General features: G+C 71.5%; 28 protein-coding genes and 1 riboswitch. Of the genes, 15 read left to right on the top strand and 13 right to left on the bottom strand.

Annotation, left to right across the window (positions count from 1 at the left end):
- Positions 1 to 14 precede the first annotated feature (14 nt).
- Both LY13_RS09240 and LY13_RS09235 read right to left on the bottom strand, forming a co-directional pair.
- Positions 15 to 938 (bottom strand): dihydrodipicolinate synthase family protein, encoded by a 924-nt coding sequence (locus LY13_RS09240; RefSeq protein WP_253827908.1) that lies wholly within the window; start codon positions 936 to 938, stop codon positions 15 to 17.
- 73 nt (positions 939 to 1,011) lie between these two features.
- Entirely contained in the window at positions 1,012 to 1,488 is a 477-nt protein-coding gene (locus LY13_RS09235; RefSeq protein WP_253827907.1) for a DinB family protein, read from the bottom strand.
- Between the two features lie 199 nt (positions 1,489 to 1,687).
- Here LY13_RS09235 and LY13_RS09230 point away from each other — a divergent pair, with 199 nt between their 5' ends.
- The 4 genes from LY13_RS09230 (at position 1,688) to LY13_RS09215 (ending at position 3,814) form a co-directional block, all read left to right on the top strand.
- Complete coding sequence (locus LY13_RS09230) at positions 1,688 to 1,918, top strand: ribbon-helix-helix domain-containing protein (RefSeq protein WP_253827906.1); 231 nt, start codon at positions 1,688 to 1,690, stop codon at positions 1,916 to 1,918.
- Positions 1,908 to 2,255, top strand: a complete 348-nt coding sequence (locus LY13_RS09225) for a type II toxin-antitoxin system PemK/MazF family toxin (RefSeq protein ID WP_253827905.1) — start codon at positions 1,908 to 1,910, stop codon at positions 2,253 to 2,255. The genes LY13_RS09230 and LY13_RS09225 overlap by 11 nt, the downstream gene beginning before the upstream one ends.
- 180 nt (positions 2,256 to 2,435) lie before the next feature.
- On the top strand, positions 2,436 to 3,302 hold the full coding sequence (locus LY13_RS09220) for a GyrI-like domain-containing protein (RefSeq protein WP_253827904.1): 867 nt from the start codon (positions 2,436 to 2,438) through the stop codon (positions 3,300 to 3,302).
- Positions 3,303 to 3,415: 113 nt separating this feature from the next.
- Positions 3,416 to 3,814 (top strand): SgcJ/EcaC family oxidoreductase, encoded by a 399-nt coding sequence (locus LY13_RS09215; RefSeq protein WP_253827903.1) that lies wholly within the window; start codon positions 3,416 to 3,418, stop codon positions 3,812 to 3,814.
- Positions 3,815 to 3,816: 2 nt separating this feature from the next.
- Here the strand turns inward: LY13_RS09215 and LY13_RS09210 are convergent, their stop codons facing one another.
- The gene (locus LY13_RS09210) at positions 3,817 to 4,212 is read right to left on the bottom strand and encodes an MmcQ/YjbR family DNA-binding protein (protein ID WP_253827902.1); all 396 of its coding nucleotides are present in this window, start codon (positions 4,210 to 4,212) and stop codon (positions 3,817 to 3,819) included.
- Between the two features lie 63 nt (positions 4,213 to 4,275).
- Here LY13_RS09210 and LY13_RS09205 point away from each other — a divergent pair, with 63 nt between their 5' ends.
- The gene (locus LY13_RS09205) at positions 4,276 to 4,692 is read left to right on the top strand and encodes a globin domain-containing protein (protein ID WP_253827901.1); all 417 of its coding nucleotides are present in this window, start codon (positions 4,276 to 4,278) and stop codon (positions 4,690 to 4,692) included.
- Here LY13_RS09205 and LY13_RS25925 read toward each other — a convergent pair.
- Positions 4,679 to 5,107 (bottom strand): aminoglycoside adenylyltransferase domain-containing protein, encoded by a 429-nt coding sequence (locus LY13_RS25925; protein WP_308216294.1) that lies wholly within the window; start codon positions 5,105 to 5,107, stop codon positions 4,679 to 4,681. The two genes, LY13_RS09205 and LY13_RS25925, sit on opposite strands and share 14 nt — an antisense overlap.
- Positions 5,108 to 5,160: 53 nt before the next feature.
- On the opposite strand from LY13_RS25925, the gene LY13_RS09195 reads away from it, so the two are divergent.
- Complete coding sequence (locus tag LY13_RS09195; RefSeq protein ID WP_253827899.1) at positions 5,161 to 5,418, top strand: type II toxin-antitoxin system prevent-host-death family antitoxin; 258 nt, start codon at positions 5,161 to 5,163, stop codon at positions 5,416 to 5,418.
- A gap of 122 nt (positions 5,419 to 5,540) precedes the next feature.
- Here the strand turns inward: LY13_RS09195 and LY13_RS09190 are convergent, their stop codons facing one another.
- The 5 genes from LY13_RS09190 to LY13_RS09170 all read right to left on the bottom strand — a co-directional run bounded on the left by LY13_RS09190 (position 5,541) and on the right by LY13_RS09170 (position 10,891).
- Entirely contained in the window at positions 5,541 to 7,097 is a 1,557-nt protein-coding gene (locus tag LY13_RS09190; RefSeq protein WP_253827898.1) for a BCCT family transporter, read from the bottom strand.
- A 141-nt stretch (positions 7,098 to 7,238) separates the two neighbouring features.
- On the bottom strand, positions 7,239 to 7,877 hold the full coding sequence (locus tag LY13_RS09185) for a TetR/AcrR family transcriptional regulator (RefSeq protein ID WP_253827897.1): 639 nt from the start codon (positions 7,875 to 7,877) through the stop codon (positions 7,239 to 7,241).
- Between the two features lie 47 nt (positions 7,878 to 7,924).
- Entirely contained in the window at positions 7,925 to 8,701 is a 777-nt protein-coding gene (locus tag LY13_RS09180) for an SDR family NAD(P)-dependent oxidoreductase (protein WP_253827896.1), read from the bottom strand.
- A 197-nt stretch (positions 8,702 to 8,898) separates the two neighbouring features.
- On the bottom strand, positions 8,899 to 9,792 hold the full coding sequence (locus LY13_RS09175; protein ID WP_253827895.1) for an SMP-30/gluconolactonase/LRE family protein: 894 nt from the start codon (positions 9,790 to 9,792) through the stop codon (positions 8,899 to 8,901).
- 109 nt (positions 9,793 to 9,901) lie between these two features.
- Positions 9,902 to 10,891, bottom strand: coding sequence for an LLM class flavin-dependent oxidoreductase (locus LY13_RS09170; protein ID WP_253827894.1), 990 nt, complete (start codon positions 10,889 to 10,891; stop codon positions 9,902 to 9,904).
- Between the two features lie 207 nt (positions 10,892 to 11,098).
- Between LY13_RS09170 and LY13_RS09165 the strand changes: the two genes are divergently transcribed.
- The 3 genes from LY13_RS09165 (at position 11,099) to LY13_RS09155 (ending at position 13,513) form a co-directional block, all read left to right on the top strand.
- Complete coding sequence (locus LY13_RS09165) at positions 11,099 to 11,770, top strand: TetR/AcrR family transcriptional regulator (RefSeq protein WP_253827893.1); 672 nt, start codon at positions 11,099 to 11,101, stop codon at positions 11,768 to 11,770.
- Positions 11,771 to 11,822: 52 nt separating this feature from the next.
- Positions 11,823 to 12,203 (top strand): nuclear transport factor 2 family protein, encoded by a 381-nt coding sequence (locus tag LY13_RS09160; protein WP_253827892.1) that lies wholly within the window; start codon positions 11,823 to 11,825, stop codon positions 12,201 to 12,203.
- 251 nt (positions 12,204 to 12,454) lie between these two features.
- On the top strand, positions 12,455 to 13,513 hold the full coding sequence (locus LY13_RS09155) for a peptidoglycan recognition protein family protein (protein ID WP_253827891.1): 1,059 nt from the start codon (positions 12,455 to 12,457) through the stop codon (positions 13,511 to 13,513).
- A gap of 54 nt (positions 13,514 to 13,567) precedes the next feature.
- Here the strand turns inward: LY13_RS09155 and LY13_RS09150 are convergent, their stop codons facing one another.
- Positions 13,568 to 14,053: a PaaI family thioesterase gene (locus LY13_RS09150; protein WP_253827890.1), complete on the bottom strand. Its 486-nt coding sequence runs from the start codon at positions 14,051 to 14,053 to the stop codon at positions 13,568 to 13,570.
- A gap of 162 nt (positions 14,054 to 14,215) precedes the next feature.
- On the opposite strand from LY13_RS09150, the gene LY13_RS09145 reads away from it, so the two are divergent.
- From LY13_RS09145 to LY13_RS09140, 3 genes are read left to right on the top strand one after another with little or no spacing between them, the layout of a single operon-like run.
- Positions 14,216 to 14,518 (top strand): hypothetical protein, encoded by a 303-nt coding sequence (locus LY13_RS09145; RefSeq protein ID WP_253827889.1) that lies wholly within the window; start codon positions 14,216 to 14,218, stop codon positions 14,516 to 14,518.
- Entirely contained in the window at positions 14,515 to 14,655 is a 141-nt protein-coding gene (locus LY13_RS25920; RefSeq protein WP_308216293.1) for a hypothetical protein, read from the top strand. Before LY13_RS09145 ends, LY13_RS25920 begins: the two co-directional genes overlap by 4 nt.
- Positions 14,652 to 15,140 carry a maleylpyruvate isomerase family mycothiol-dependent enzyme gene (locus LY13_RS09140; protein WP_308216292.1) on the top strand — a complete coding sequence of 163 codons (489 nt, stop codon included), beginning with the start codon at positions 14,652 to 14,654 and terminating at the stop codon, positions 15,138 to 15,140. The genes LY13_RS25920 and LY13_RS09140 overlap by 4 nt, the downstream gene beginning before the upstream one ends.
- A gap of 54 nt (positions 15,141 to 15,194) precedes the next feature.
- On the opposite strand, the gene LY13_RS09135 is transcribed toward LY13_RS09140, so the two are convergent.
- From LY13_RS09135 to LY13_RS09125, 3 genes are all read right to left on the bottom strand, one after another.
- Complete coding sequence (locus LY13_RS09135; protein ID WP_253827888.1) at positions 15,195 to 15,755, bottom strand: GNAT family N-acetyltransferase; 561 nt, start codon at positions 15,753 to 15,755, stop codon at positions 15,195 to 15,197.
- 19 nt (positions 15,756 to 15,774) lie between these two features.
- Positions 15,775 to 16,083, bottom strand: a complete 309-nt coding sequence (locus tag LY13_RS09130) for a hypothetical protein (protein ID WP_253827887.1) — start codon at positions 16,081 to 16,083, stop codon at positions 15,775 to 15,777.
- A 100-nt stretch (positions 16,084 to 16,183) separates the two neighbouring features.
- Positions 16,184 to 16,486, bottom strand: coding sequence for a 4a-hydroxytetrahydrobiopterin dehydratase (locus LY13_RS09125; protein WP_253827886.1), 303 nt, complete (start codon positions 16,484 to 16,486; stop codon positions 16,184 to 16,186).
- 164 nt (positions 16,487 to 16,650) lie between these two features.
- Positions 16,651 to 16,744: riboswitch (TPP riboswitch) on the top strand.
- Positions 16,745 to 16,841: 97 nt separating this feature from the next.
- On the opposite strand from LY13_RS09125, the gene LY13_RS09120 reads away from it, so the two are divergent.
- Genes LY13_RS09120 through LY13_RS09110 form a run of 3 tightly spaced genes read left to right on the top strand, consistent with a single transcriptional unit; the run spans position 16,842 to position 20,635 of the window.
- The gene (locus LY13_RS09120) at positions 16,842 to 17,915 is read left to right on the top strand and encodes a thiamine ABC transporter substrate-binding protein (protein WP_253827885.1); all 1,074 of its coding nucleotides are present in this window, start codon (positions 16,842 to 16,844) and stop codon (positions 17,913 to 17,915) included.
- Entirely contained in the window at positions 17,891 to 19,534 is a 1,644-nt protein-coding gene (locus tag LY13_RS09115) for an ABC transporter permease (protein ID WP_372493800.1), read from the top strand. Before LY13_RS09120 ends, LY13_RS09115 begins: the two co-directional genes overlap by 25 nt.
- Complete coding sequence (locus LY13_RS09110) at positions 19,535 to 20,635, top strand: ABC transporter ATP-binding protein (RefSeq protein WP_253827884.1); 1,101 nt, start codon at positions 19,535 to 19,537, stop codon at positions 20,633 to 20,635.
- The last annotated feature ends 429 nt before the right edge of the window (positions 20,636 to 21,064 follow it).

Below are 21,064 nucleotides of genomic sequence, written 5' to 3'. Positions count from 1 at the left end.
ACATGCTCGTCCGGCTACCGCCCGAGGCCGAGTTCGTCGACCACCTCGATTACCGCTGCCCGTTGCGGACGGGTGAGACCCTGCAACGGCAGCGGCAGACAGCTGCGTGGGGCGAGGCCGAGATACTCGGCGATCGCGGCGACCACGCGCAGACTGCCGAACTCCGCGAACAGATTCCACAGTGGACCGAGCCGTGCGGATTCGGCGACGGCGTCGGCGGCGCGTCCCTCCCGTGCGGCACGGGTGATCGCCAGCGCCGGTGACGGCAGTGTGCCGCCGACGACCGAGTACCAGGCGTCGCACCCCGCGTTCAGCCCGGTCGCCGCGAACGGATCTCCCGAGACTCCGATCGTGACGTGCTCGCCCGCGGCGGCCCGGATCGCAGCGACGTGGTCGCGGGCTCGCTCCGGATCTCCCGGAACGCCGGGAATCTTGATCGACGCGACACCGGGGAGCCGCGCGATGCGCGCGTAGAGCTCGGTCGTGAACGTGAACCGGGTCGTGCCGGGGTTGTCGTAGACGACGACCGGCAGCTCGGTGTGGTCGGTGACCGTGCGGAAGAGCTCGAACACGTCGTCGTCGGTCAGCGGCTGGTACGTCATCGGGGCGAGCAGGACTCCGGCCGCTCCGGCGGCTTCCGCGTCGTCGACGTGCGCGAGGACGTGGGAGGTCCGCAGAGCGCCGACGCCGACGATCACCGGAACGCCGCCGGCGTGCTCGACGGCCAGCCGGGCCACCCGGGCACGTTCGTCGCGGCTCAGGTAGGCGTAGGACCCGGTCGAGCCGAGCGCGGTGATCGAATCGACCCCGGCGTCGGCCAGCCGCGCGACCAGAGTGCCGAACGCCGCCTCGCCGACGGCGTCGTCCTGCAGCGGGGTGAGCGGGAACGCGCTCAGCCCGGTGAACGCACTGGTGTCGGTTCGCGGCGGGGCGCTCACGCGTCCTCCTTCGTCATGTCATCGGCCGGTCGGTGGCCGCCGCGCCGACGTCGTCCGCTGGTGCCGTGGCCGCTCACGTGTTCCGCCGTGCTCGGAGCTGTTCGACGAGGATGTCGCCGTGGCCCGCGTGGCGGGCGAACTCGGCGATCATGTGCCCGTAGATGAAGCGCAGGTCCACGGGGCCGCGGCGCCACGGGAACTGTTCGTCGAGACCGCGCTCGGCCGCCACGGCGCGGGAATGCGCACACGCGTCGACGAACGAGCGCCGGACGGACTCGATCGTGTCGGCCGGCGTGAGGACGAAACTCTCGTCGATGCTGTCGGGCAGTCCGAGCTCGGCACGGGACACTCCTGCCACGCGACAGTGGAACCAGACCTTCTCGACGAACACGGCGTGCTTCACCAGGCTGAGGGGCGTGGTCAGCGACGGCACCAGCCGTTCCCGCGCCTCCTGTTCGTCCAGGTCCGCCAGGATGCCGAGGATCTGCTCACGCTGCTCGTTGAGTCGCGCCTCGAGCTGGGTGCGTTCGTCCGCGATGTGGATGTCCATGCCGGGACCCTAGTTCGCGACACCGACGAAACCGGTTCGGGACGAGCGGTTCCTCGATGCCCGCGCCGGCCGGCTCCTCTGCGGCGTGCCCACGGGACCGCGCGAGGTCAACACCCTGCACGGAACGACGCGAGGCGTGGAACGGTGCGATATGTCCCACGGGTACCCATAAACGTATACCGATTGGTATCCTTACGGCATGTCCATGACCACCATCAAGGTTCCCGCCGAGCTGCGTGATCGGATCAACCGCGACGCGCAGGAGCGGGGTGTCACTGCGGCCGGCTTCATCGAGGGGCTGCTCGACGCCTACGAGTACCGGCAGCGGATGGAGGCTTTCGGACGCGCGTTCCAGGGCGCGGGCGACGACTACTGGGACGAGTTCCGCTCGTGGGACGTGACCCTCGGCGACGACCGGCATGGCGACTGATCTGCGGCGCGGGTCCGTCGTCTGGGCCCAGCTCGACCTTGTACGAGGGCGGGAGCAGGCAGGCCGACGGCCGGCATTGATCGTCGCCAGTGATCTCTACCTGGACCAGGCCGACACTCTCGCGATCGTGGTCCCTGCGACCACGACGAACCGGGGATGGCCCAACCATGTCGAACTGCGGGGCGCGAATCTCGGGCTGGAGAACCCGACGTTCGCCATGACCGAGCAGCCGCGGACCGTGACGCGGGAACGGCTTTCCGAAGCGATCGGCGTGGTGGATGCCGCAACCATGCGCGACGTGGATCGGTGGCTGCGCGACTTCCTCGCACTGTGCTGACGGGCGGTCCCCGGCACCTCAGACAGGGCGGTGCGCCTCGATCAGGGGCGGGTCGTGTGGGCGGCGAACGTCCGCGGACGCATTCCGCGGTGCGCGCGGGTCGCGACGACAGGATCGGGCAGGAAAGATCGGGCGGGCAGTAGCCGAGCGTCGCAAGAATCGATCGCGAAGGGAGCAGTCGTGATCGAGATTCTGAATCGCCTCGTCTCCGCCGTGGAGGACAGCCTCCGCGAGGAGTTCGACGTCGTCGCGTTCGCGGGTCGCGCCGGCACCACCGAGTACCACCTGCGCCGCATGTTCTCCTCGCTGGCGGGGATGCCGGTGTCGGAGTACATCCGGCGTCGGCGGCTGACCGTCGCCGCGGCCGACGTGATCGGTGGTGAGGACCTGCTGACGATCGCCGTCCGCTACGGCTACGGGTCGACGGAGGCCTTCGGCCGGGCGTTCCGTGCCGTCCACGGCGCCGGTCCGGCCGACGTTCGACGCCACGGCGGCCCCCTTCGCAGTCAATCGCAACTCAGGTTCCGCCTGACCGTCGAAGGGAACGCGCCCATGGACGCACGCATCGTCGAACGCCCCGGATTCCGCCTCGTAGGACACGCCGCGCGCGTACCGCTGATCCACGAGGGCGTGAACCCGCACATCCAGGCTCACATCGAGTCGCTGCCCGCCGGCGAGCACAACCGCCTCAAGCAGCTGAGCAACACCGAACCGGCGGGACTGTTGCAGGTGAGCGGCGACCTCGACCCCGACTACACCGAGGGAAGCGAGCTGACCTACCTGCACGGGGTCGCCGTCGACGACGGTACGCCCGTTCCCGACGACCTCGACGCCATCGAGGTGGACGCGGGGCACTGGGCGGTGTTCCGCACGTCGGGGGAGCACCCGAAGGCGCTGCAGGACGGGTTCGCCGCGACCGCGACCGACTGGTTCCCGGCCAACCCGTGGCGGCTCCGCCCCGGACCGTCGATCGTGTCGGTGCTCGACCGCGCCGATGACTTCAGTACCGCCACGTGCGACATCTGGATGCCCGTCGAACGCGACTGACATCGGAGGGCAAGCACGATGGGAACCGTGCCGGCCGGGTCCGACGAGCCCGGCCGGCACGGTTCTCGACTTGACCTCGAGTGAGGTCGAGGTACTACGACGGTGTCGTGGATATGACCAAGAGCGACAGCGCGGCGTTGCAGGCGATCGTCACGGACGTCGAAACGGGGTTCAACACCAACGACCCGGAACTGCTCGTGCGGCACGTCGCCGACGACGCGGTGATCGTGAACGCCGTCGGCGGAGTCCTCCGTGGACGGTCGGCGGTGGAGGAATCCGTCCGGGCGGGCCTTGCCGGTCCGCTCCGCGACGCGACCGCCCACTACGAACTCGGTGACATCGAGCTCGTCGCGCCCGACGTCGCCGTCGCACTGAAGACCGCGTGGTCCTCCCGTGCGGCGGCGGAGTCGGGGGAGCCCCCGGAGATGAACGCGTTGTACGTGTTCGTCCGCCGCGGGGGCAGATGGTGGATTCAGCGCCGGCAGAACACCCTCGTCCCGGCCTCCGGGTAGCTCTAGTCCTCGGGATGTTCGGCGAGGTAGGCGGCGGCGAGTCGTTTCGGGGCGCGGTCGAGCCACGCGTCGACGATCATCTCGCGCAGGTGCTCGGTGTCGGTGGCCTCGAGCCGGATGAGCAGGACGGGCGAGTTGCCGAAGTGCGGGATCGTCAGGAACCGGTCGGGGTAGGCGGCGAGCAGTTCGCGGGTCGTGGGCTCGTCCGCGACACGGACGGCCGCGAGTTCGCCGTCCGGGGTGGCGTCGCCGAGCGCCGCACGGTCGGTGCCGTTCAACGGCCGTTCCCACACGAATCCGCGGTCGCGCACCCGCCACATGCGCTGGCCCCACGCCGGGCGCATCGTCACCTCGGGCAGCCCTGCGGCGATCCGCTCGACGTCGGTCAACGTGGCCATGGGCGTCACGGTAACCCCGTTCGGCCCCGGGCACGACCGGGTTCGCGCCGCTACCCTCCGGTCATGAGCTTGTACGGGGACGTCGGCGGATTCGACCGCATCCTGGCGGTGTGCCGCCGGTGGCACGAGCTGTGCCTGGACGACCCACTGGCGCAACACCCCTTCTCCCACGGCATGCACCCGCAGCACGACGAACGCCTCGCCGCCTATCTCGCCGAGGCGCTGGGCGGGCCCGCGCTGTACACGGCCGGCTACGGCGACGAATCGTCGATGCGCCGCCTGGACGCGGGTCAGGGCTCCGACGCCGACATGGAGGAGGCCTGCCTGCGACTGTTCGGCCAGGCGCTGTCCGACGTCGGCGTCACCGGCGATGCCGCCCAGCGCGTCTCGGCGTACTTCCGGGCAGCGGCGTTCGACTTCCGGCAGTACGCCGACAGAGCCGACCTGGTCCCCGACAACCTCGATGTCAACCACGCCTGAACCGCGGCCGGGGCTCGGTGGCCGCCGTGATGACCGCGTGCATGGCGTCGAGGGTCTGTTCACGCCAATGCGCCCGTGGGGGTGCCGCGGGGACGGCGGTGCGCCGGAGTCGGGCGAGCGCAAGGTGGATGATCGGCGCGTGCTCGGGGAAGGTCTCGAGTGCGCGCCGGCCGGCTTCCTCCTTGGAGACGACGTCTCCACTCGTGATCGTGGCGTGCATTCGGGCCGGGCCAAGTACGCACCATTCGACCCGACTCGCGCCGATCGTCCGCCGACGGCTGCCGCGACGATCCCGCCCGGCAGCACACGGTCGGCTGCCCGCAGATACGCGCCCACGGCGTCGGCCACTTCGTCGGGCAGTGGTGTGTCCACGCGGCCACGGTAGCGGTGAACGGCGTTGTTTGAGGCGGATCACGACCCCTAATGTAGTTACGTACCTACATTTCGGTGGTGGTCACGATGATCACGATGAGTGCACGCGAGTTCAACCAGGACGTCAGCGCTGCCAAGCGCGCGGCCGAAGAGGGGCCTGTTCTGATCACCGAACGAGGTGAACCCGCGTTCGTGCTCCTGTCGATCGACGAATACCGGCGGCTTGGTGAAACCGGGGCCGACCTGGTGGACCGGCTGAGCATGCCCGAGGACGCCGACGTCGACTTCGAACCCGTACAGCTGCATCCGAAGGTGCCCGACCTGTGGGCTACCTGCTCGACACGAATGTTCTGAGCGAGCTTCGCAAGCCCGCCGGCCGTGCCGATGGTGCAGTGCGTTCCTGGGTTGCGTCGCGGTCGCCGTCCGACCTGCACCTGCGACGGCGGATAGTCGACCTCGTTGCGCGTGGCGTGCCGTCACGAGTCCGGTGGATCGCCGCCGACCGGACGGCCCGCGCGTTCGGCGGCGCGGTCGCGCCACAGCGACAGCGTCAGCGACACGCACAGTCCGATCAGGATCACGGCGAACGGTGCCGCCGCGACGACGGCCGAGCCCTGCAACGACGTCACACCGCGTCCCAGCAGCAGGACGGCGGCGAACGCCGCGGCGAACGACCACATCAGCCGCAGCGGCCTCGGCGGTTTCATGCTGCCCCCGGACGTGGTGCTGCCGAGCATGAACGACGCCGAGTCCGCGGACGTGATGAACAGCAGCGCCAACACCGGCACGAGCAGGACGAACGCCACCGTCGCGCCCGGCAGGCTGCCCAGCACCTCGACCGTCGCGACGGACTTCGTGTTGCCCGCGACGTCGGACACCGCAACGGTGCCCGCCTGCTCCCGCTGCAGGGCGGTGCCGCCGAAGACGGAGAACCAGCCGACGCTCACCGCCGTCGGCACCAGCACCACGCCCGCCACGACGCTGCGGATCGTCCGGCCGCGCGAGATGCGGGCGATGAACGTGCCCACGAACGGTGCCCAGCCGATCCACCACGCCCAGAAGAAAAAGATCCACTCCTGGGTCCAGGTGTCGCCCGCAGCACCCTCCGTGGCGAGGCTCATCGGCACGAAACTGCCCACGTAGTCGCGCAGGCCGGTGCCCAGTGTGCCGAGGATGTCGGCGGTCGGCCCGAGGATCAACACGAACCCGAGCAGCACGGCGCACAACGCGATGTTGACCAGACTCAGCACGCGAATGCCCCGCCCCAGCCCCGTCATGGCCGAGATGGTGCTGACGGTCATCAACCCGGCGATGATCGCGATCTTCACGCCGTACGACTCGGGCACGTCCAGGACGTGACCCAGGCCGGCGTTGAGTTCGCGGGTGCCGAGCCCGAGCGACGTGGCCACCCCGAACAGGATCGCGAACACGGCCAGAATGTCGACGACCTTGCCGAGCGGCCCGTCGACCCGGCTGCCCAGCAGCGGCCGCAGTGCGGCGCTCACCAGCAGCTTGCGGCCGTGGCGGAAGCTCGAGTAGCCGACGGCGATCCCGACCACCGCGTAGATCGCCCAGGCGTGCAGGCCCCAGAACAGGAACGAGTACCGCACACCCGCCGCGGCGGCCTCGGCCGAACCGGGCTCCGCCACGCCGCCCGGCGGGTCGGCGAGGTGGATCAGTGGCTCGGCGGTCCCCCAGAACAGGAAACTCAACCCGACCCCCGCGCTCAGCAGCATCGCGAGCCACGAGAGCCGGCCGAACTCGGGCCGCGTGTCGGCCGTCCCGAGGCGCATGCGGCCGAACGGGGTCACGGCGAGCGCGGCCACGAACACCAGCAGCACGAGGACCGTGATCGGATACGCCGGGCCGAACGTGCCGACCACCAGCCGCCGCGCGGCGTCGAGCGCGTCCGCCACGCGCGACGGCACCGCGAACCCGACGGCGATGAACCCGACGGACAGGACGAGCGACACGTAGAAGACCGGACCGAGCCGCGGGCGTCCGGCCGTGCCGTCGGTGGTCGGGTCACTCATGTCAGGTGAGTGTAAAGTCCCGCGCCGCCGACTGTGCCCGTTTCGGCGACGCCGTCACGTGACGCGACTTGTGAGTGCTACCCGGTGGTGCCCTTGAGGACACGGAGCCGGGGTGCGGCTCCTTCGACGCGCGCCGGCGTCTCATCCGGCCGGATGTGTGCCGGCCGCCGGCCACCACGACGGCAACTGGGCGGCGATGATCCGTGCGGTTCCGTCGAGGTCCTCGCCGTCGCCGTGGACGAAGTGGGCGAACGAGGCCGTCACCCCGGCGGCGAGGTAGGCGGCGGCCTCGCCGCCGCGGCCGGGCACGTCGATGCCCGAGTCGCAGAGCGCATCCACAGCCTGCTGGGCGCGTTCCCGCATTGCCCCCCGTAGCACGGACTCGAAGCCGTGTGGTCCGTTCTCGGAGAACAGCGCCCGGTAGACGGCGCGGTGCTCACGCAGTTCCGCGAGCTGATCCACAAGCGCAGCCGCATACAACCGGGCGAGCCGCTCGGGTGATCCGGCCTCGGCGATCGCGGTGCCGGACACCGCGGCGAGCGAGTCGACGAGTTCGGCGAACGCATCCGCGACGGCGTCGGACAGTGAACTCCAGTGGCCGTAGAACGTCACGCGGTGCACCTCGGCCAGGCGGCAGACCGCCGAGACGGTGAGTCGGTCGAGGTCGCTGTCGACCGCTGCCTCGCGGATCGCCGCCAGGATCCGCTCACGCGTGCGCAGGGCACGGGGTTCGGACAGATCGGCGGCCGCGCGACCGGACCGCGACGCGGAGGAACTCACGGGGTGATCCTGTCACCGACGTCGCTGACCGCCGCATCCGAGCGGCGTCAGCGGACCGACGCCTGGCCGCCGTCCACGGGCAACAACTGTCCCGTGATGAACCGCGAGGACTCCGAGGCGAGGAACACCATGACGGGGCCGAGGTCCTTGTCAGGGTCGCCGTACTCGTGGCCGAGCGCGATCGTGGCCTCGTTCTGCCAGTAGTTCGCGGTCCTGCCCGCCTCGTCGAGCCGGGCGAGGGCGGCGTCGTACATCGGTGTGGCGATTGCGGGGAGGATCGCGTTGACCCGGATGCCGTCCCCGCCCCACGCGGCCGCGGCCGTGCGGGTCCACGAGTGCACGGCGCCCTTCGACGCCGAGTACGCGGGCGCGACGGCCTCAGGTCGCAGGCCCGAGATCGAGCCGAAGTTGATAATCGAGCCGCGTCCAGCCTGCTTCATGAGGCGATGGGCGGCCTGATTCGTCAGCATCGTGCCGCGTACGTTGACGGCGAACATCGCGTCCCAGTCCTCGGTGGTGACGTTCGCGGCGTTGCCGGAGCGCTGGATTGCGGCCGGGTGGGCCAGTACGTCGAGGCCGCCGAGCTTGCCGGCGGCCCGGTCGAAGACGGTGTTGACGTTGTCGGCGTCGGAGACGTCGACGTCCAGGAACTCGGCGGTGCCGGGCCCGGCCTCGGCCGCGGCGGCGGCGACCTCACGCCCGACTTGCTCGTTGACGTCCATGCTCACGACGTGTGCGCCGGCAGCGGCGTAGTTGCGCACGGTCGCGGCGCCCATCCCGCTGGCGCCGCCGGTGACGATGATGCGGTAGCCGGTCAGATCCACGATCTCCCTCTTCGGTGGTCTTGGTGGTGGCGGTACGAATCGCCGCCACCACCAAGACTACACCTGTAAATTAGAGCTGGTTCGGAGCTATGACCTGCATCGTGCACCTGCAATGTCGGTGACTACAGGCGAGTGGGTCGTGGACGTGCGTGGCTCCGCGACGGCAAGGAGTGCGGCCGAGACGCTGCGGTGCCCGGTCAGGGGGTGCCCGCGTGGGCGGCGTCCACCCGTACGGAACGCAGCACCGCTTCGCGCGCCGACGTCCGCGCGTCCTCGTGGAAGTCGGGTGCGGTGCACAGATACAGCGTGCGACCGTCACTGCCGCCGAGCATGCATGCGAACACGCCGGTGCCGGGGTGGATCTCGTCGACGATCTCGCCGCCCTCCCGCACCCGGATGGCGCGGTTGCCGGTCGCGTCGGCGATCCACAACGCCCCGTCGGCGTCCAGGCAGCACCCGTCCGCCGCGACGACCACCTGGGGGAGCGCCTTCTCGATCTCCGTTTCGGTGGGCGGTTCGCCGAACGATGCCCACGTGCGCCTGCCGGTGAGCGTGCCGTCGGCCGCGATGTCGAACGCCGTGACCCGGTTGCCGAACGTCTCGCACACGAGCAACGTGCCGTCGTCGGTGATGACGCTGCCGTTGGGGAACAGCACCTCCTCCGCCGCCGTCGTGACCGTGCCGTCCGGATCGACCCGCAACAGGTTCGTCGGACGTGCCGGGGCGCCGCCCATGAGGTCGAACCCGAAGTCGCCGACGAACGCGCGGCCCCGGTCGTCGACGACGAGGTCGTTGAGGTGCCCGCCCACGTAGGCCGACAGATCGGCGTGGCACACGAGCTCCCCGTTCGGTTCCCGCCGCAGCAGGCGCGCGTCCCGCATCGACACGACGAGCAGCCGGCCGTCCGGCAGCCAGCCGAGTCCGGACGGTTGCTGCGGCACCTCGGCCTCGACACGCAGGTCACCGCCGTCCTCGGCCGCGGAGTAGACGCGGTGGGTGTAGAAGTCGGACACCCAGATGCGGCCCTCGTGCCAGCGCGGGCCCTCCAGGAACGACAGGTCGCTCAGCACGGTCGTGACGTCGTGGCTCATGGTTCCTCCGTTGCGGGCCCGTGGCCCGGGTCGCTGTTGGTCGATGGTGCTGTCGTCCGGGTGATGCCGTCGTTCCGTGGGGCGGGCGGGTCGGCGAGGACGCGGCCCGTCATCCGCGGGCGGCGTCGAGGAAACGTTCCAATTCGGACCGGACATCGGGACCGCAGGGCTGGAAGACGATCTCGGTGACGCCGCTCGCGCGGAGATCGCCGAGTTTCGCCCGGATCTCGTCCCGCGTGTCGCTCAGTGTCACGTCGCGCAGGGTGCTGTGGCCTCCCGCGTCCCATGCGGCCCGGTCGGCGGCGTTGAGCTCGACGCAGTGTCCGGAGTGGATGGACAGGTGTCGCTCGGCTTCGGGTGAGGCCGTCACCACGTCGAGCCATGCGCCACCGCCCGGCAGTGCCCGCACCGCCTCCGGTCCGCCGAACTCGTAGGCGCCGTGCAACGACAGCGCCCAGCCGGGGCCGCCCGCGAGTCGCGCGTGTTCCGAGTCGGGGCGTTCGCCGTCGTCCAGCACGGTGCCCCAAGCCAGGTAGGCGCTGTGGGCGTAGTCGCTCGTGAACTCCGGTACCTGCAGAGTCGCGAACAGTCCGTCGCCCAGTTCGGTGGCGACCTTGTTGCCCTTCGGGCCGAGCGCCCCCACCAGGACGGGAACGTCGACCGGCCGCGCGGGGGCGTGCCCGTCGGGATGCAGCATCCGCATCCGCGAGCCCTCCCACTCGACGACCTCGCCGCGGAGCAGTCCGCGATACGCGCGGATGTAGGCGTCCATGAACGACCAGGGGACGGCCCCGTACCCCATCGCGCGACGACCGGTGAAGCCCGTGCCGAACGCGACCGTCACCCTGTCGGGTGCGAGGGCCGCCAGCGTGGCGGTTGCGGATGCGTTGACCATCGGGTGGCGCAGGCTCGGTACGAGCACGCCCGGGCCGATGCCGATCCGCTCGGTGCGTTCGGCGGCGAGGGCCAGCGTCATCCAGACGTCCGGGCTCTGCTGCGGCGTGTCGTACACCCACGCTCTGTCGTAGCCGAGTCGCTCGGCCAGAGCGATGTGGTCGGCCGAATTCAGCGCGGTCGGAAAAGCGCAGGACACCTCCATCGGTGCCTCCCTCGGCGTCGTTGCCTCCGGATGCCGGCCGGTGAAACAGCTCGGATACTGAGCGCTCATTCACCGGCCTTCGCGATGCTACTGTGAACCACGTCATAGCCGCAAGGTCGAGCGCGTGCGACCGGACCAGCCCGGTTGGCGGTGTCGGTCCGGGCTGGCGGTGTCGGTCCGGTGGCACAGCCCGGTGGAAGGGGCGACGTGGCGGGAAGTGCAGCAGACGACCCGGCCGGCACGGATGCCGAGTCGGCGCGATTCTGGGGCCTCGAACGCAGCGAGCAGGCCCGCCGATTGCTCACGTCGGGCGTGCGCTGCTTCGCCGCCGGCGGATTCCACGCCACGACGACGCGCGACATCACGTCCGCCGTCGGGCTCTCGCCGGGTGGGCTGTACGTCCACTTCGCCTCGAAGGAGCAGCTGCTCTTCGAGATCATCCGCACCGGGCACGTGCGTTCGCTCGACACGTTGCGCGGCGCCGAGACGACCCCGGACGCGCAGGCCCGATTGCGGGAGCTCGTCCGCAGGTTCGTCGTCTGGCACGCCGACCACCACGTCGTCGGCCGCGTCAGCCAGTACGAACTCGGCGCCCTCTCGCCGCAACACCACGAGGAGATCCTCGAACTGCGCCGGTTCACGACGACCGTGTTCCACGACGCCGTGCGGCAGGGGATCGACGAGCGGGCGTTCGCCGACGTCGACGTGCACCGTGTCGTCCGCGCGATCCTGTCGCTGGGTGTCGACCTCGTTCGGTGGTACCGGCCCGGCGGCGCCGATTCCCCGCAGCAGCTCGGCGACTTCTACGCCGACCTCACCCTCCGCATGGTCACGAGTGCCACCGAGCCGTCACCGCCTCCGGGAGGGGACACGGCCTGAAACGTCGGTGCCTGCGGCTAGCGTGAGCCGGGAACCGGGGAACGGAGTGGCCATGGCAGTGGAGATCACGGGCACCGACGCGTGCGGCAACTCGCCGAAGAACGTCTTCGTGGCGCGGTTCGAGGAGCACGTGGCCCTCGGCGACGTCGAGGCGCTGGCCGCCGTTCTCGCACCCGACTGTGTGCTCGAGATCGTGACGGCCGACGGTGTGCGCACCGTCGAGGGGCGCGAGGCGGTCGCCGCCGCGCTGCCGGGAATCGTGCCGGACGGGCTCACGGCCGCGCACGTCGAGGCCGCCGTCACGCACGGCAAGGCCGCCGCGGCCTGGGGCTCGTGGACCCACCCCGGCGGGACCGTGCAGTGGTCGCACGTGCTGTGGTTCCGCACGCTCAAGGCGCAGGACTTCGACCGCATCCGCGTCTTCGGGGCCTGACGCGTCCCGCATCTCCCACACCGCCCGACACGGTCGGCCCGGCTCGGCACGGCCGGCTCGCCCGGCTGTCGACGCCTCGGCGGCACGCCCGCCCCCCGACGTTCGTCGGTAGTAGCAAAGTAGGGACTTCCGGGCTTTCCGGACCTCGATCCGGTCGAGGCACCTAGGTTCGCGATCAACGAGTCCGGGCCGTCACCCTCCCCGGCGGCGCGGACCCGTGGAGATGTCGCTGCCGTTCCCCCGGAGGAAAAATGTCGACCGACCAGAACCCGAACTCCCCTCGTGGCCTTTCCCGTCGGCGCATGCTCGCGGTGACCGGCGGTACCGCCGCGGCCGCCGTCGTGGGTGTGCCCGCTCTCGTTCGCGGTGGGCTGCCCGAGGCCGCCGCGGCTTCCGTGCCGGAGTACCCCGGAGCCGACGACTGGGTCGCCGCCGGCTCGAACGCGCTGGGTGGCACCCGCTCGAGCGTCAGCGCCGTGGTCATCCACACCACGCAGGGCAGCTACCGCGGCGCGATCAACCACATGGCGGGCGAGAACGGTGTCGCCGCGCACTACGTGGTCCGGTCCTCCGACGGGCACATCACGCAGATGGTGCGGGAGAACCGCATCTCGTGGCACGGAAACGGCGCCAACGACTACTCGGTCGGCATCGAGCACGAAGGCTGGGTTCAGGAGCCAGGCCAGTTTTACACGGCGCAGATGTACCGCGAGTCGGCGAAGCTGGTGCAGCACCTGTGCTCGCGCTGGGGCATCCCGAAGGATCGGGACCACATCATCGCCCACTCCGAAGCTCCCGGTGCCACGCACACCGACCCGGGTGCCGGCTGGGACTGGGACTACTTCATGAAGCTCGTCCGCGGCCAGTGGGTGCCGTCCCAGCCTCCTGCGCCGTGGACCGTCGCGGACTCCGGGTTCACGACCGTCTCGACGAGGCGGACCGCCCCGCCGCAGACCGCGAAGACCGTGCAGCACCTGCTCAACCACCACGGCGCGGACCTGCGGGTCGACGGCGTGTTCGGGCCGGTGTCGGCCGCCGCGGTCGAGGACTTCCAGCGGGCGAACGGCCTGTACGTCGACGGTGTCGCCGGGCCCAAGACGTTCGCCGTTCTCGTCGTCACGCGGAGGAACGGCGACAGCGGGGCCGCGGCCGAGGCGGTTCAGGTCGGTCTGAACAAGTTCGGCGCGCGGCTGCTCGAGGACGGTCAGTTCGGCCCGCTGACCGCAGGCGCCGTCGAGGAGTTCCAGACGGCCAACGGTCTGTTCGTCGACGGTGTCGTCGGGCCGCAGACGTGGGAGTGGATCGCCTGACTCGCCCGAACCCGCCGCGTGCCCAGGCGTGTCCCGGGCACGCGGCGCGGGCCGTCAGGTGCGCGGCCGCCAGCGTTTCCACACGGCCGAACCCGTGGCGCGGAGCTTGCCGCCGTGGTGGATCTCGCAGCGGACGGTCATCTCCGGCTCGTCGACCGCCGTCAGCTCGGCGGTGATCTCCACCGGCTCGTCCAGCGGCGTCGGCCTGCGGAATCGCACGTCGAGCCCCGCGGTCACGTAGGCGAGGTCCTCGCCGGGCGCGGGCTTCCAGCCTCGGCGGTGGGCTTCCAGCATCACGGCCGCCGCGCCGTGGCAGTCGAGCACCGTCGAGATGATCCCGCCGTTGAGGTAGCCGCCGCCGTTGTCGTGCTCCGGCCACGGCACGAACGTCGCGCGGACGATCCCGTCGATCTCGTAGCTGCTCAGCCGGAGCCCGTCCGGGTTGGCGGGTCCGCACCCGAAGCACTTCATGTCCGGGAACAGCTGCTGCTGGATGCTCGGCCCTGTGGCGTCGTCGGTGGTCGAGGTCTCGGTGCTCATGGCGCTCATCATCGTCGACGGCTACCGTTGACGACGAGCCGGTCGTGACCGGCCCGCTGACGACGCGAGTCAGGAGCAGCCGAGCCAGGAGGCCGCCGGGTCTGCATGCGGCCGGGTCCCAATACGGCCGGGTCCCAATACGGCTGGGTCTGGAGGCGAATCATGCCCGAACCCGACAGGAGTCCCGAACCGGAACGCCGCCCGGGGACGCGGCCGGGCGTCGACTGGATGCCCGATCCGGACCGGGGTGCCGGATACGAGCGGCACCAGGGCGAGAAGCGCCACGGGGCCGACCTGCCGCCCGATCACCCGGGCCACCAGGAGCCGTTCCCCCGGCGCCGCAAGCCGGACGGCGCGGCCGACCAGTATCCGCACGAGACACCGCGGCGCTACCCCGGTGGCGGCGCCCACATCGAGGGCGTACCGGACGAGCCACCGCCCCGCCGGACGTCGGACGGGCGGTGACCGCTCCGGACCGGCTCGCCATGGCCACTCGGGAGCGCACCGAGCTGGCCGAGTTGCTGGCGACGCTGACGCCGGACGAATGGGACGCGCCGAGTCTGTGCGAGGCTGGCGCGTCCGTGACGTCGTGGCGCACATGATCAGTTACGACGAGCTGGGCGCGCCGGGCGTGCTGCGGCGGTTCGCCCGCGGGCGGTTCAGACCGGGTGCGGTGAACGAGGTGGGCGTCGCCGAGTACTCCTACGAACCGGAGCGGCTGCTCGCACTGCTCGACCAGCACCTGACCCCGCGCGGGTTCACCGCGCTCGGTGGTGGGCGGATCGGCCTGGTCGACGGTCTGATCCACCACCAGGACATCCGGCGCGCGCTGGGCAGGCCGCGTCAGGTGCCTGTCGAGCACCTGGCGGCCGCGCTCCCGGTCGCCGTGGGCGCGCCGCCGCTGCGGGCGAAGCAGCGCATCCGCGGACTGCGCCTCGTCGCCGACGACGTGGACTTCTCGACCGGCGAGGGCGACGAGGTGCGCGGCCCCGGCGAACCGTTGCTCATGGCGATCGCGGGACGTCGCGGTGTCGTGGACGAGCTCGACGGCCCGGGCCTGTCCACGTTGGCAGCACGGATCGGCTGAGGAATCCGTCGGGTTCCGACCTGGTGAGGCGTGCAGCGCCGGGCCCGAACCGGGTCAGGCGCTTCCCTCGTCGGCGAGTACCGCCAGCACGTGCACGTCGGCCCTGCCGTCGCCGAGGCTGATCGCCTCCCGCCGCGTGCCCTCGTGGACGAACCCGGCCGCTTCGTAGGCCTCTCTCGCCCGGACGTGGCAGGCCGCGACCTGCGTCTCCACCCGGTGCAGCTCGGCGCCGTCGAGCGCGTGGCCGAGCAGCAGCCGGGTGGCCTCGTCGCGGTGGCCGTCGCCGTAGGGGCCCAGCAGGCCCAGCCGGAGCCGGCAGGATGTGTTGTACCGGTCGAGGTCGGCGAGCACCGCCTCGCCGATGAACGACTCCGTCGCCCGGTCCACGACCGCCAGGTCGACCCGGTCGTCGCGCTCCCCGCACGACTCGTACCACCGCTGGGCCGCTGCCAGGTCGTCGAGCGGGGGAACGGAGGCGCCGCGGCCGGGGCACCACGTCAGCGCCTCCTCGCGCAGCAGAGCCACGAGCCCGGGGGCGTCCGCGGACAGCACCGGACGCAACTGCACCAGCTCGCCCGTGAGGACGGGCTTGCGGACGAAGGTCGGCGCCGCCATGAGGTCCCCAGCTCGCGGATCAGTGCGGTTGCGTCTGCCTACGGTGACCCTTGGCCGTGTAGTACAGCACGGCGCCTGCCAGCCCGACGAACATCATGAACGCGGTGCCGCCCACGACGACCGCCTGCGTGAAGGGGTCCCACGGGTCGGCAGCCGCCTGCCGCTTCTCCTCCTGATCCGCCAGCGCGGGCATCGCACCCGCCAGCAGCGAGCCGAGCACGATGAGCACCGACAGCGTCGCCGCGACGATCGCGCGCCGCGGTCGCCTGCCGGCCCCGATCGCGGACCCGGTACGGAAATCGTTGGTACGTAAGGCGATTCGGCTCATGCGCACTCCCTCCCTCTGCTGTCGGATACCCGTGCAACGCAGCGCAACACCCGAAGGTTGCCGGATGACGCGCACGTCACAGGACACGAGTGAGACGGGGTCAGGAAGCGTCCATGACGGCGTCCACGGCGCCGTCGATCTCGGTCGCCAGTGACACGTCCTTCTCCGTGAGCCCGCCGGCACTGTGTGTGCTCAGGGAGAAACGTAACGTGCGCCAGCGGATGTCGATGTCCGGGTGATGGTCGGCGCTCTCCGCCAGCTCGGCGACCCGGTTCACCACCTCGATCGCGCGGGGGAAACTCGGCAGCTTCGCCTCGCGCACGATCGCGTCGCCGTCGCGGTGCCATTCGGGCAGGTGTTCGAGCGCCGCCTGGATGCGGTCGTCACTGAGTAGCTCCGTCATGTGTCCATGGTGGTGCCGGGAGGGGTAGGCTGCACAGTCGCAGTCGGGCATGTCGGCCGTGTCGCCGGTTCGAGTCCACCGTTCGAGACCACTTCCGACGGGAGCGGTCCCGGCGGGGTGGTCCCGGCGGGGTGGTCTCGGCGATCACGACGGGCGTGCCCGCCGCCACGGGAGTCCGGTGAACCGGCCGGACTGAGAGGTGGGCACCGAGCCCACGACCGTTCGCACCTGATCCGGGTCATGCCGGCGCAGGGAGGCACGCCCCGCTCGACCTCGTTCTCACGTCGAGCCGCCTGCCCTCCGCATCGTCTGACCCGGGCCGGGCGCCGCGAACGGTGTCGACGAGGAGAGCCTGATGTTGCCGCGCCGTTTGACCCAGCTGACCGCACTCGCCGTGACCGGCCTGTTCGCGACCGGATGCACCCTCGTCGGGGGCGGTGACGGCGACGAGTCGCAGGCGACGACGGTCACGCTGGCCACGCACGACTCGTTCGCCGCCCCGCAACGCGTGCTCGACGACTTCGAGTCCCGCTCGGGCATCCGTATCAAGGTGCTCAACCAGGGCGACGCCGGGGAACTGGCCAACAAGCTCGTTCTGACGAAGGCGAACCCGGTGGCCGACGTGGCCTACGGGGTCGACTCGACGTTCGCGTCCCGCACCCTCGACGAGGGCGTGTTCGCCCCGTACACCGCGCAGGCAGCCTCGCAGGGCCCGCAGCGCTACGCCCTCGACGGCTCGGGCGGTGGTTCCGGTGGCGACCGGCTCACGGCGGTCGACGTCGGCGACGTGTGCGTCAACATCGACACCGAGTGGTTCGCCTCCCACGACATCCCCGAGCCGCGCACGTTCGCCGACCTGGCGCGTCCGCGGTACAGCAAGCTGCTCGTGACGCCGAGCCCCGCGACCTCGTCGCCCGGCCTGGCGTTCCTGCTCGCGACCATCGCCGACCGGGGTGAGGACGGTTGGCGCGACTACTGGCGCCAGCTCGAGAAGGGCGGCGTGCAGGTCGTGAGCGGCTGGACCGAGGCCTACAGCCAGGAGTTCTCCGGGTCGTCGGGCAACGGCCCGCGGCCGATCGTCGTGTCGTACGCGTCCTCGCCCGCCGCGGAGATCGGCGAGGACGGCACGCCGCGCACGAAGGCACTGCTCGACACCTGCTACCGCCAGGTCGAGTACGCGGGCGTGCTCGCGGGCACCGACCGTTCCGAGGAGGCGCGCAAGGTCGTCGACTTCCTGCTCTCGCCCGAGTTCCAGCGCACGGTGGCGGAGAACATGTACGTCTACCCGGCGCGGTCCGGCATCGAGCTGCCCGACTCGTGGCAGCAGGCCGCCCCGCTGCCGGACGATCCGGCACAGCTGCCCGCCGACGAGGTCAGCGCGGGCCGGGAGCAGTGGATCAAGCAGTGGCGCACGCTGCACGAGGGCTGAGCCGGAGCGCGCGACGCGGTCCGGGCTCCCGCGGCGTCGGCGTCGTCGCGCTCGCGGTGCTGCCGGTCGCGTTCCTGGGCGTGCTGTTCGCCTGGCCGGTCGTGGCGATCCTGCGGCTCGGCGTCACCGACGGTGGCGTCGCCGCGACGCTGGCGCAGGCGCAGACGTGGGATCTCGCCGCGTTCACGCTCGGGCAGGCCGCGGCCTCGACGGTCGTCGCGGTGTTCGCGGGTATGCCCGTGGCGTTCCTGCTCGCCCGCGTCCGGCTGCGGGTTGCCGGGTGGGTGCGCACGTTCCTGCTGGTGCCGTTCGTGCTGCCGACGGTCGTCGTGGGGCTGGCGTTCAAGGCGCTGTGGCCGGGCGGCGGGGTGGCGGCGATCGTGCTGGCCAACGCGTTCTTCAACGTCGCCGTCGTCGCGCGCACCGTGGGCGGGTTGTGGGCCCACCTCGACCCCCGGGCCGAGGACGCGGCCCGCTCGCTGGGTGCGTCGCCGTGGCGGGCGTTCCGTACGGTGACGTTGCCCGCCCTCGCCCCGGCGCTCGCCTCGTCGGCCGCGGTCGTGTTCCTGTTCTGCTCGACGAGCTTCGGTGTCGTGTTGATGCTCGGCGGCGGGCGGTACCGGACGCTCGAGACCGAGATCTACCTGCGCACCGTGCAGCTGCTCGACCTGCCCGGCGCGGCGGCGCTGTCGCTGGTGCAGCTGGCGGCGGTGGTCCTCGCGTTGGTCGTCGGCGGGGTGGCGCGGCGGCGCCGGGAGCGTGCCGCGCCGTTGCGCGCTCCCGCGACGACGGCTCGCAGGCCCGCCGGTAGGGAACGCTGGGTCGTCGGGGCGGCGCTGACGGTGGTGGCCGCGCTGCTCGTGCCCATCGCGGCGCTCGTCGTCCGCTCACTGTCCACACGCGACGGGTGGGGACTGGACGGCTACCGCGCGTTGTCCGGGTCGGGCGACGGCGCGCTGAGCGTCACCGGCTGGGAGGCCGCGCTGAACTCGCTCCGGACGGCGTTCGACGCGACGATGCTGGCGATGATCGTCGGGGTGCTCGCCGCCGTCGCACTCGTCGCGGCGGGACGTGCGCGCGGACGTGCGGCGCGTCTGGCGGGTGAGACGCTCGACGCGGCGCTGATGCTGCCGCTCGGCGTCTCGGCGGTGACCGTCGGCTTCGGGTATCTCGTCACCCTCGATGCGCTGCCCGGGGATCTGCGCACGTCGCCGCTGCTGGTGCCGTTGGCTCAGGCGCTCGTCGTCGTGCCGTTGGTGATCCGCATGGTGCTGCCCGTGCTCCGGTCGGTCGACGAGCGGCTGCGGCAGGCGGCGGGGACACTCGGCGCACGGCCGGCGCGGGTGTGGTGGACGGTCGATCTGCCGCTCGCGGCCCGGTCCCTGGCGGCGGCCGCGGCGTTCGGCTACGTCGTGGCGCTCGGCGAGTTCGGCGCGACGAGTTTCCTCGCCCGGCCCGAGGCGCCGACCCTGCCGGTCGCGATCAACGAGCTGATCAGCAGGCCGGGCGAACCGAACACACAGGCGGCCTACGCCGCGTGCACGCTGTTGATGGTCGTGACCGCGGCCGTGGCGGCCGTCATCGACCGTCTGCGGACGCCGAACGTCGGGGAGTTCTGAATGCTGACCGTGGACCGCGTGACCGTCACCTACGACCGCACGCCCGCGGTGCGGGACGCGTCGCTGGAGATCGCCGACGGCGAGGTGTTGGCCCTGCTCGGCCCGTCCGGGTCGGGCAAGTCGACGTTGCTGCGCGCCATCGCTGGGCTCGAACCGGCCACCGGCGCGGTCCGCTGGGACGGCGACGACCTCGCGGGCGTTCCCGTGCACCGGCGCGGCTTCGGACTCGTGTTCCAGGACGGCCAGTTGTTCCCGCACCGCGACGTCGCGGGCAACATCGCGTTCGGCCCCCGGATGCAGGGCACGCCGCCCGCCGACCGCGAGCGCCGCGTCGCCGAGCTGCTCGACCTGGTCGGCCTGGCCGGATACGAGCGACGGCCGGTGACCGAGCTGTCCGGCGGCGAGGCGCAGCGGGTCGCGCTTGCGCGTGCGCTGGCGCCCCGGCCGCGGCTGTTGCTCCTCGACGAACCACTGTCCGGGTTGGACGCCGAGCTGCGCGAGTCGCTGGCCCTCGACCTGGTCGGCGTGCTGCGCCGCGCCAAGACCACGACCCTGCTCGTCACCCACGACCAGGAGGAGGCCTTCACGCTCGCCGACCGCCTGGCCGTTCTCGACGACGGCCATGTCCGCCAGTCCGGCGACGTCGTCGACGTCTGGCGCGCACCCGCCGACGAACGCGTGGCCCGTTTCCTCGGCGTCACCACCGTGTTGTCCGGCGAGCTCGTCGACGGCCGGGTGAGCTGCCCGTTCGGTTCCGTCGACCTCCCGTGGGCCCCGGCGGGTGCCGCTTCGTCGACAGGCGCTGCGGCGTCGACGGGTGCGGCGTCGACGGGTACCGGGTCGAGGGGTAGTGGGTCGTCGGGCGCCGCCGTGACGGTCGGGCTCCGGCCGCACGCGTTGCGCGTCGCCGCCGACGGTGTGCCGGGTGAGGTCGTGACGCGGGCGCGTCGCCGTGACCACACGCGGGTGACGGTCGACGTGTCGGCGTCCGTGCCGGGCGTGTCGACCGTGGATGCGGTGGCGGCGATGTCCGAGACCGTCCGTCCCGGCGACGAGGTACGCCTCGCACTCGACCCCGACGGCGTCGCGATCGTCGGTTAGACGTGCATCGGTCAGCGGTCCCGGCGTGTCCGGCGCCGGTTCCGAGTGTGGCTGCCGCGACGGCGGGGCCGCCACCGTTCTACGACGTCTAGAAGGGCGCGGCGTCGGGGAGCGGTGGTCGCGGTGGTTTCGGTGGCCGTGGCGGCGTCTGGCGGGGTGGTCGTGGGGTGAGGATGGGTTCGTGGTGTGCGGTGTAGGTGGCGCCGTGGGGTGTGGTGACTGACGAGGTGCTGTGGTGGGGGTTGTGGTGGGTGGTCCAGCCGGGGGCGTTTTTCAGTCGGTGGTGTCGGCGGCAGCGTGGTGCGGTGTTGGTGGTGGAGGTGGGGCCGTGGTCGCGGGCCCATTCGTGGTGGTGGTCGAGGTCGCAGTGGCGGGCTGGGCGGTGGCACCAGGGGATGAGGCATTCGCGGTCGCGTGCGCGGACGAGGT

Source organism: Prauserella aidingensis, assembly GCF_024171865.1.
Taxonomy (GTDB): Bacteria; Actinomycetota; Actinomycetes; order Mycobacteriales; family Pseudonocardiaceae; genus Prauserella; species Prauserella aidingensis.
The sequence above is the reverse complement of the archived record's forward strand: the minus strand, read 5'-3'. Positions and strand labels throughout refer to the sequence as shown.

Coding starts and splice junctions, on each gene's coding strand:
- LY13_RS09160 (WP_253827892.1), top strand. CDS start 11,823: ATGGCAGTGGAGATCACGGGCACCGACGCGTGCGGCAACTCGCCGAAG.
- LY13_RS09225 (WP_253827905.1), top strand. CDS start 1,908: ATGGCGACTGATCTGCGGCGCGGGTCCGTCGTCTGGGCCCAGCTCGAC.
- LY13_RS09125 (WP_253827886.1), bottom strand. CDS start 16,486: ATGACGGAGCTACTCAGTGACGACCGCATCCAGGCGGCGCTCGAACAC.
- LY13_RS09155 (WP_253827891.1), top strand. CDS start 12,455: ATGTCGACCGACCAGAACCCGAACTCCCCTCGTGGCCTTTCCCGTCGG.
- LY13_RS09120 (WP_253827885.1), top strand. CDS start 16,842: ATGTTGCCGCGCCGTTTGACCCAGCTGACCGCACTCGCCGTGACCGGC.
- LY13_RS09235 (WP_253827907.1), bottom strand. CDS start 1,488: ATGGACATCCACATCGCGGACGAACGCACCCAGCTCGAGGCGCGACTC.
- LY13_RS09230 (WP_253827906.1), top strand. CDS start 1,688: ATGTCCATGACCACCATCAAGGTTCCCGCCGAGCTGCGTGATCGGATC.
- LY13_RS09150 (WP_253827890.1), bottom strand. CDS start 14,053: ATGAGCACCGAGACCTCGACCACCGACGACGCCACAGGGCCGAGCATC.
- LY13_RS09130 (WP_253827887.1), bottom strand. CDS start 16,083: ATGAGCCGAATCGCCTTACGTACCAACGATTTCCGTACCGGGTCCGCG.
- LY13_RS09195 (WP_253827899.1), top strand. CDS start 5,161: ATGAGTGCACGCGAGTTCAACCAGGACGTCAGCGCTGCCAAGCGCGCG.
- LY13_RS09140 (WP_308216292.1), top strand. CDS start 14,652: ATGATCAGTTACGACGAGCTGGGCGCGCCGGGCGTGCTGCGGCGGTTC.
- LY13_RS09145 (WP_253827889.1), top strand. CDS start 14,216: ATGCCCGAACCCGACAGGAGTCCCGAACCGGAACGCCGCCCGGGGACG.
- LY13_RS09175 (WP_253827895.1), bottom strand. CDS start 9,792: ATGAGCCACGACGTCACGACCGTGCTGAGCGACCTGTCGTTCCTGGAG.
- LY13_RS09170 (WP_253827894.1), bottom strand. CDS start 10,891: ATGGAGGTGTCCTGCGCTTTTCCGACCGCGCTGAATTCGGCCGACCAC.
- LY13_RS09210 (WP_253827902.1), bottom strand. CDS start 4,212: ATGGCCACGTTGACCGACGTCGAGCGGATCGCCGCAGGGCTGCCCGAG.
- LY13_RS09110 (WP_253827884.1), top strand. CDS start 19,535: ATGCTGACCGTGGACCGCGTGACCGTCACCTACGACCGCACGCCCGCG.
- LY13_RS09135 (WP_253827888.1), bottom strand. CDS start 15,755: ATGGCGGCGCCGACCTTCGTCCGCAAGCCCGTCCTCACGGGCGAGCTG.
- LY13_RS09205 (WP_253827901.1), top strand. CDS start 4,276: ATGAGCTTGTACGGGGACGTCGGCGGATTCGACCGCATCCTGGCGGTG.
- LY13_RS09215 (WP_253827903.1), top strand. CDS start 3,416: ATGACCAAGAGCGACAGCGCGGCGTTGCAGGCGATCGTCACGGACGTC.
- LY13_RS09190 (WP_253827898.1), bottom strand. CDS start 7,097: ATGAGTGACCCGACCACCGACGGCACGGCCGGACGCCCGCGGCTCGGT.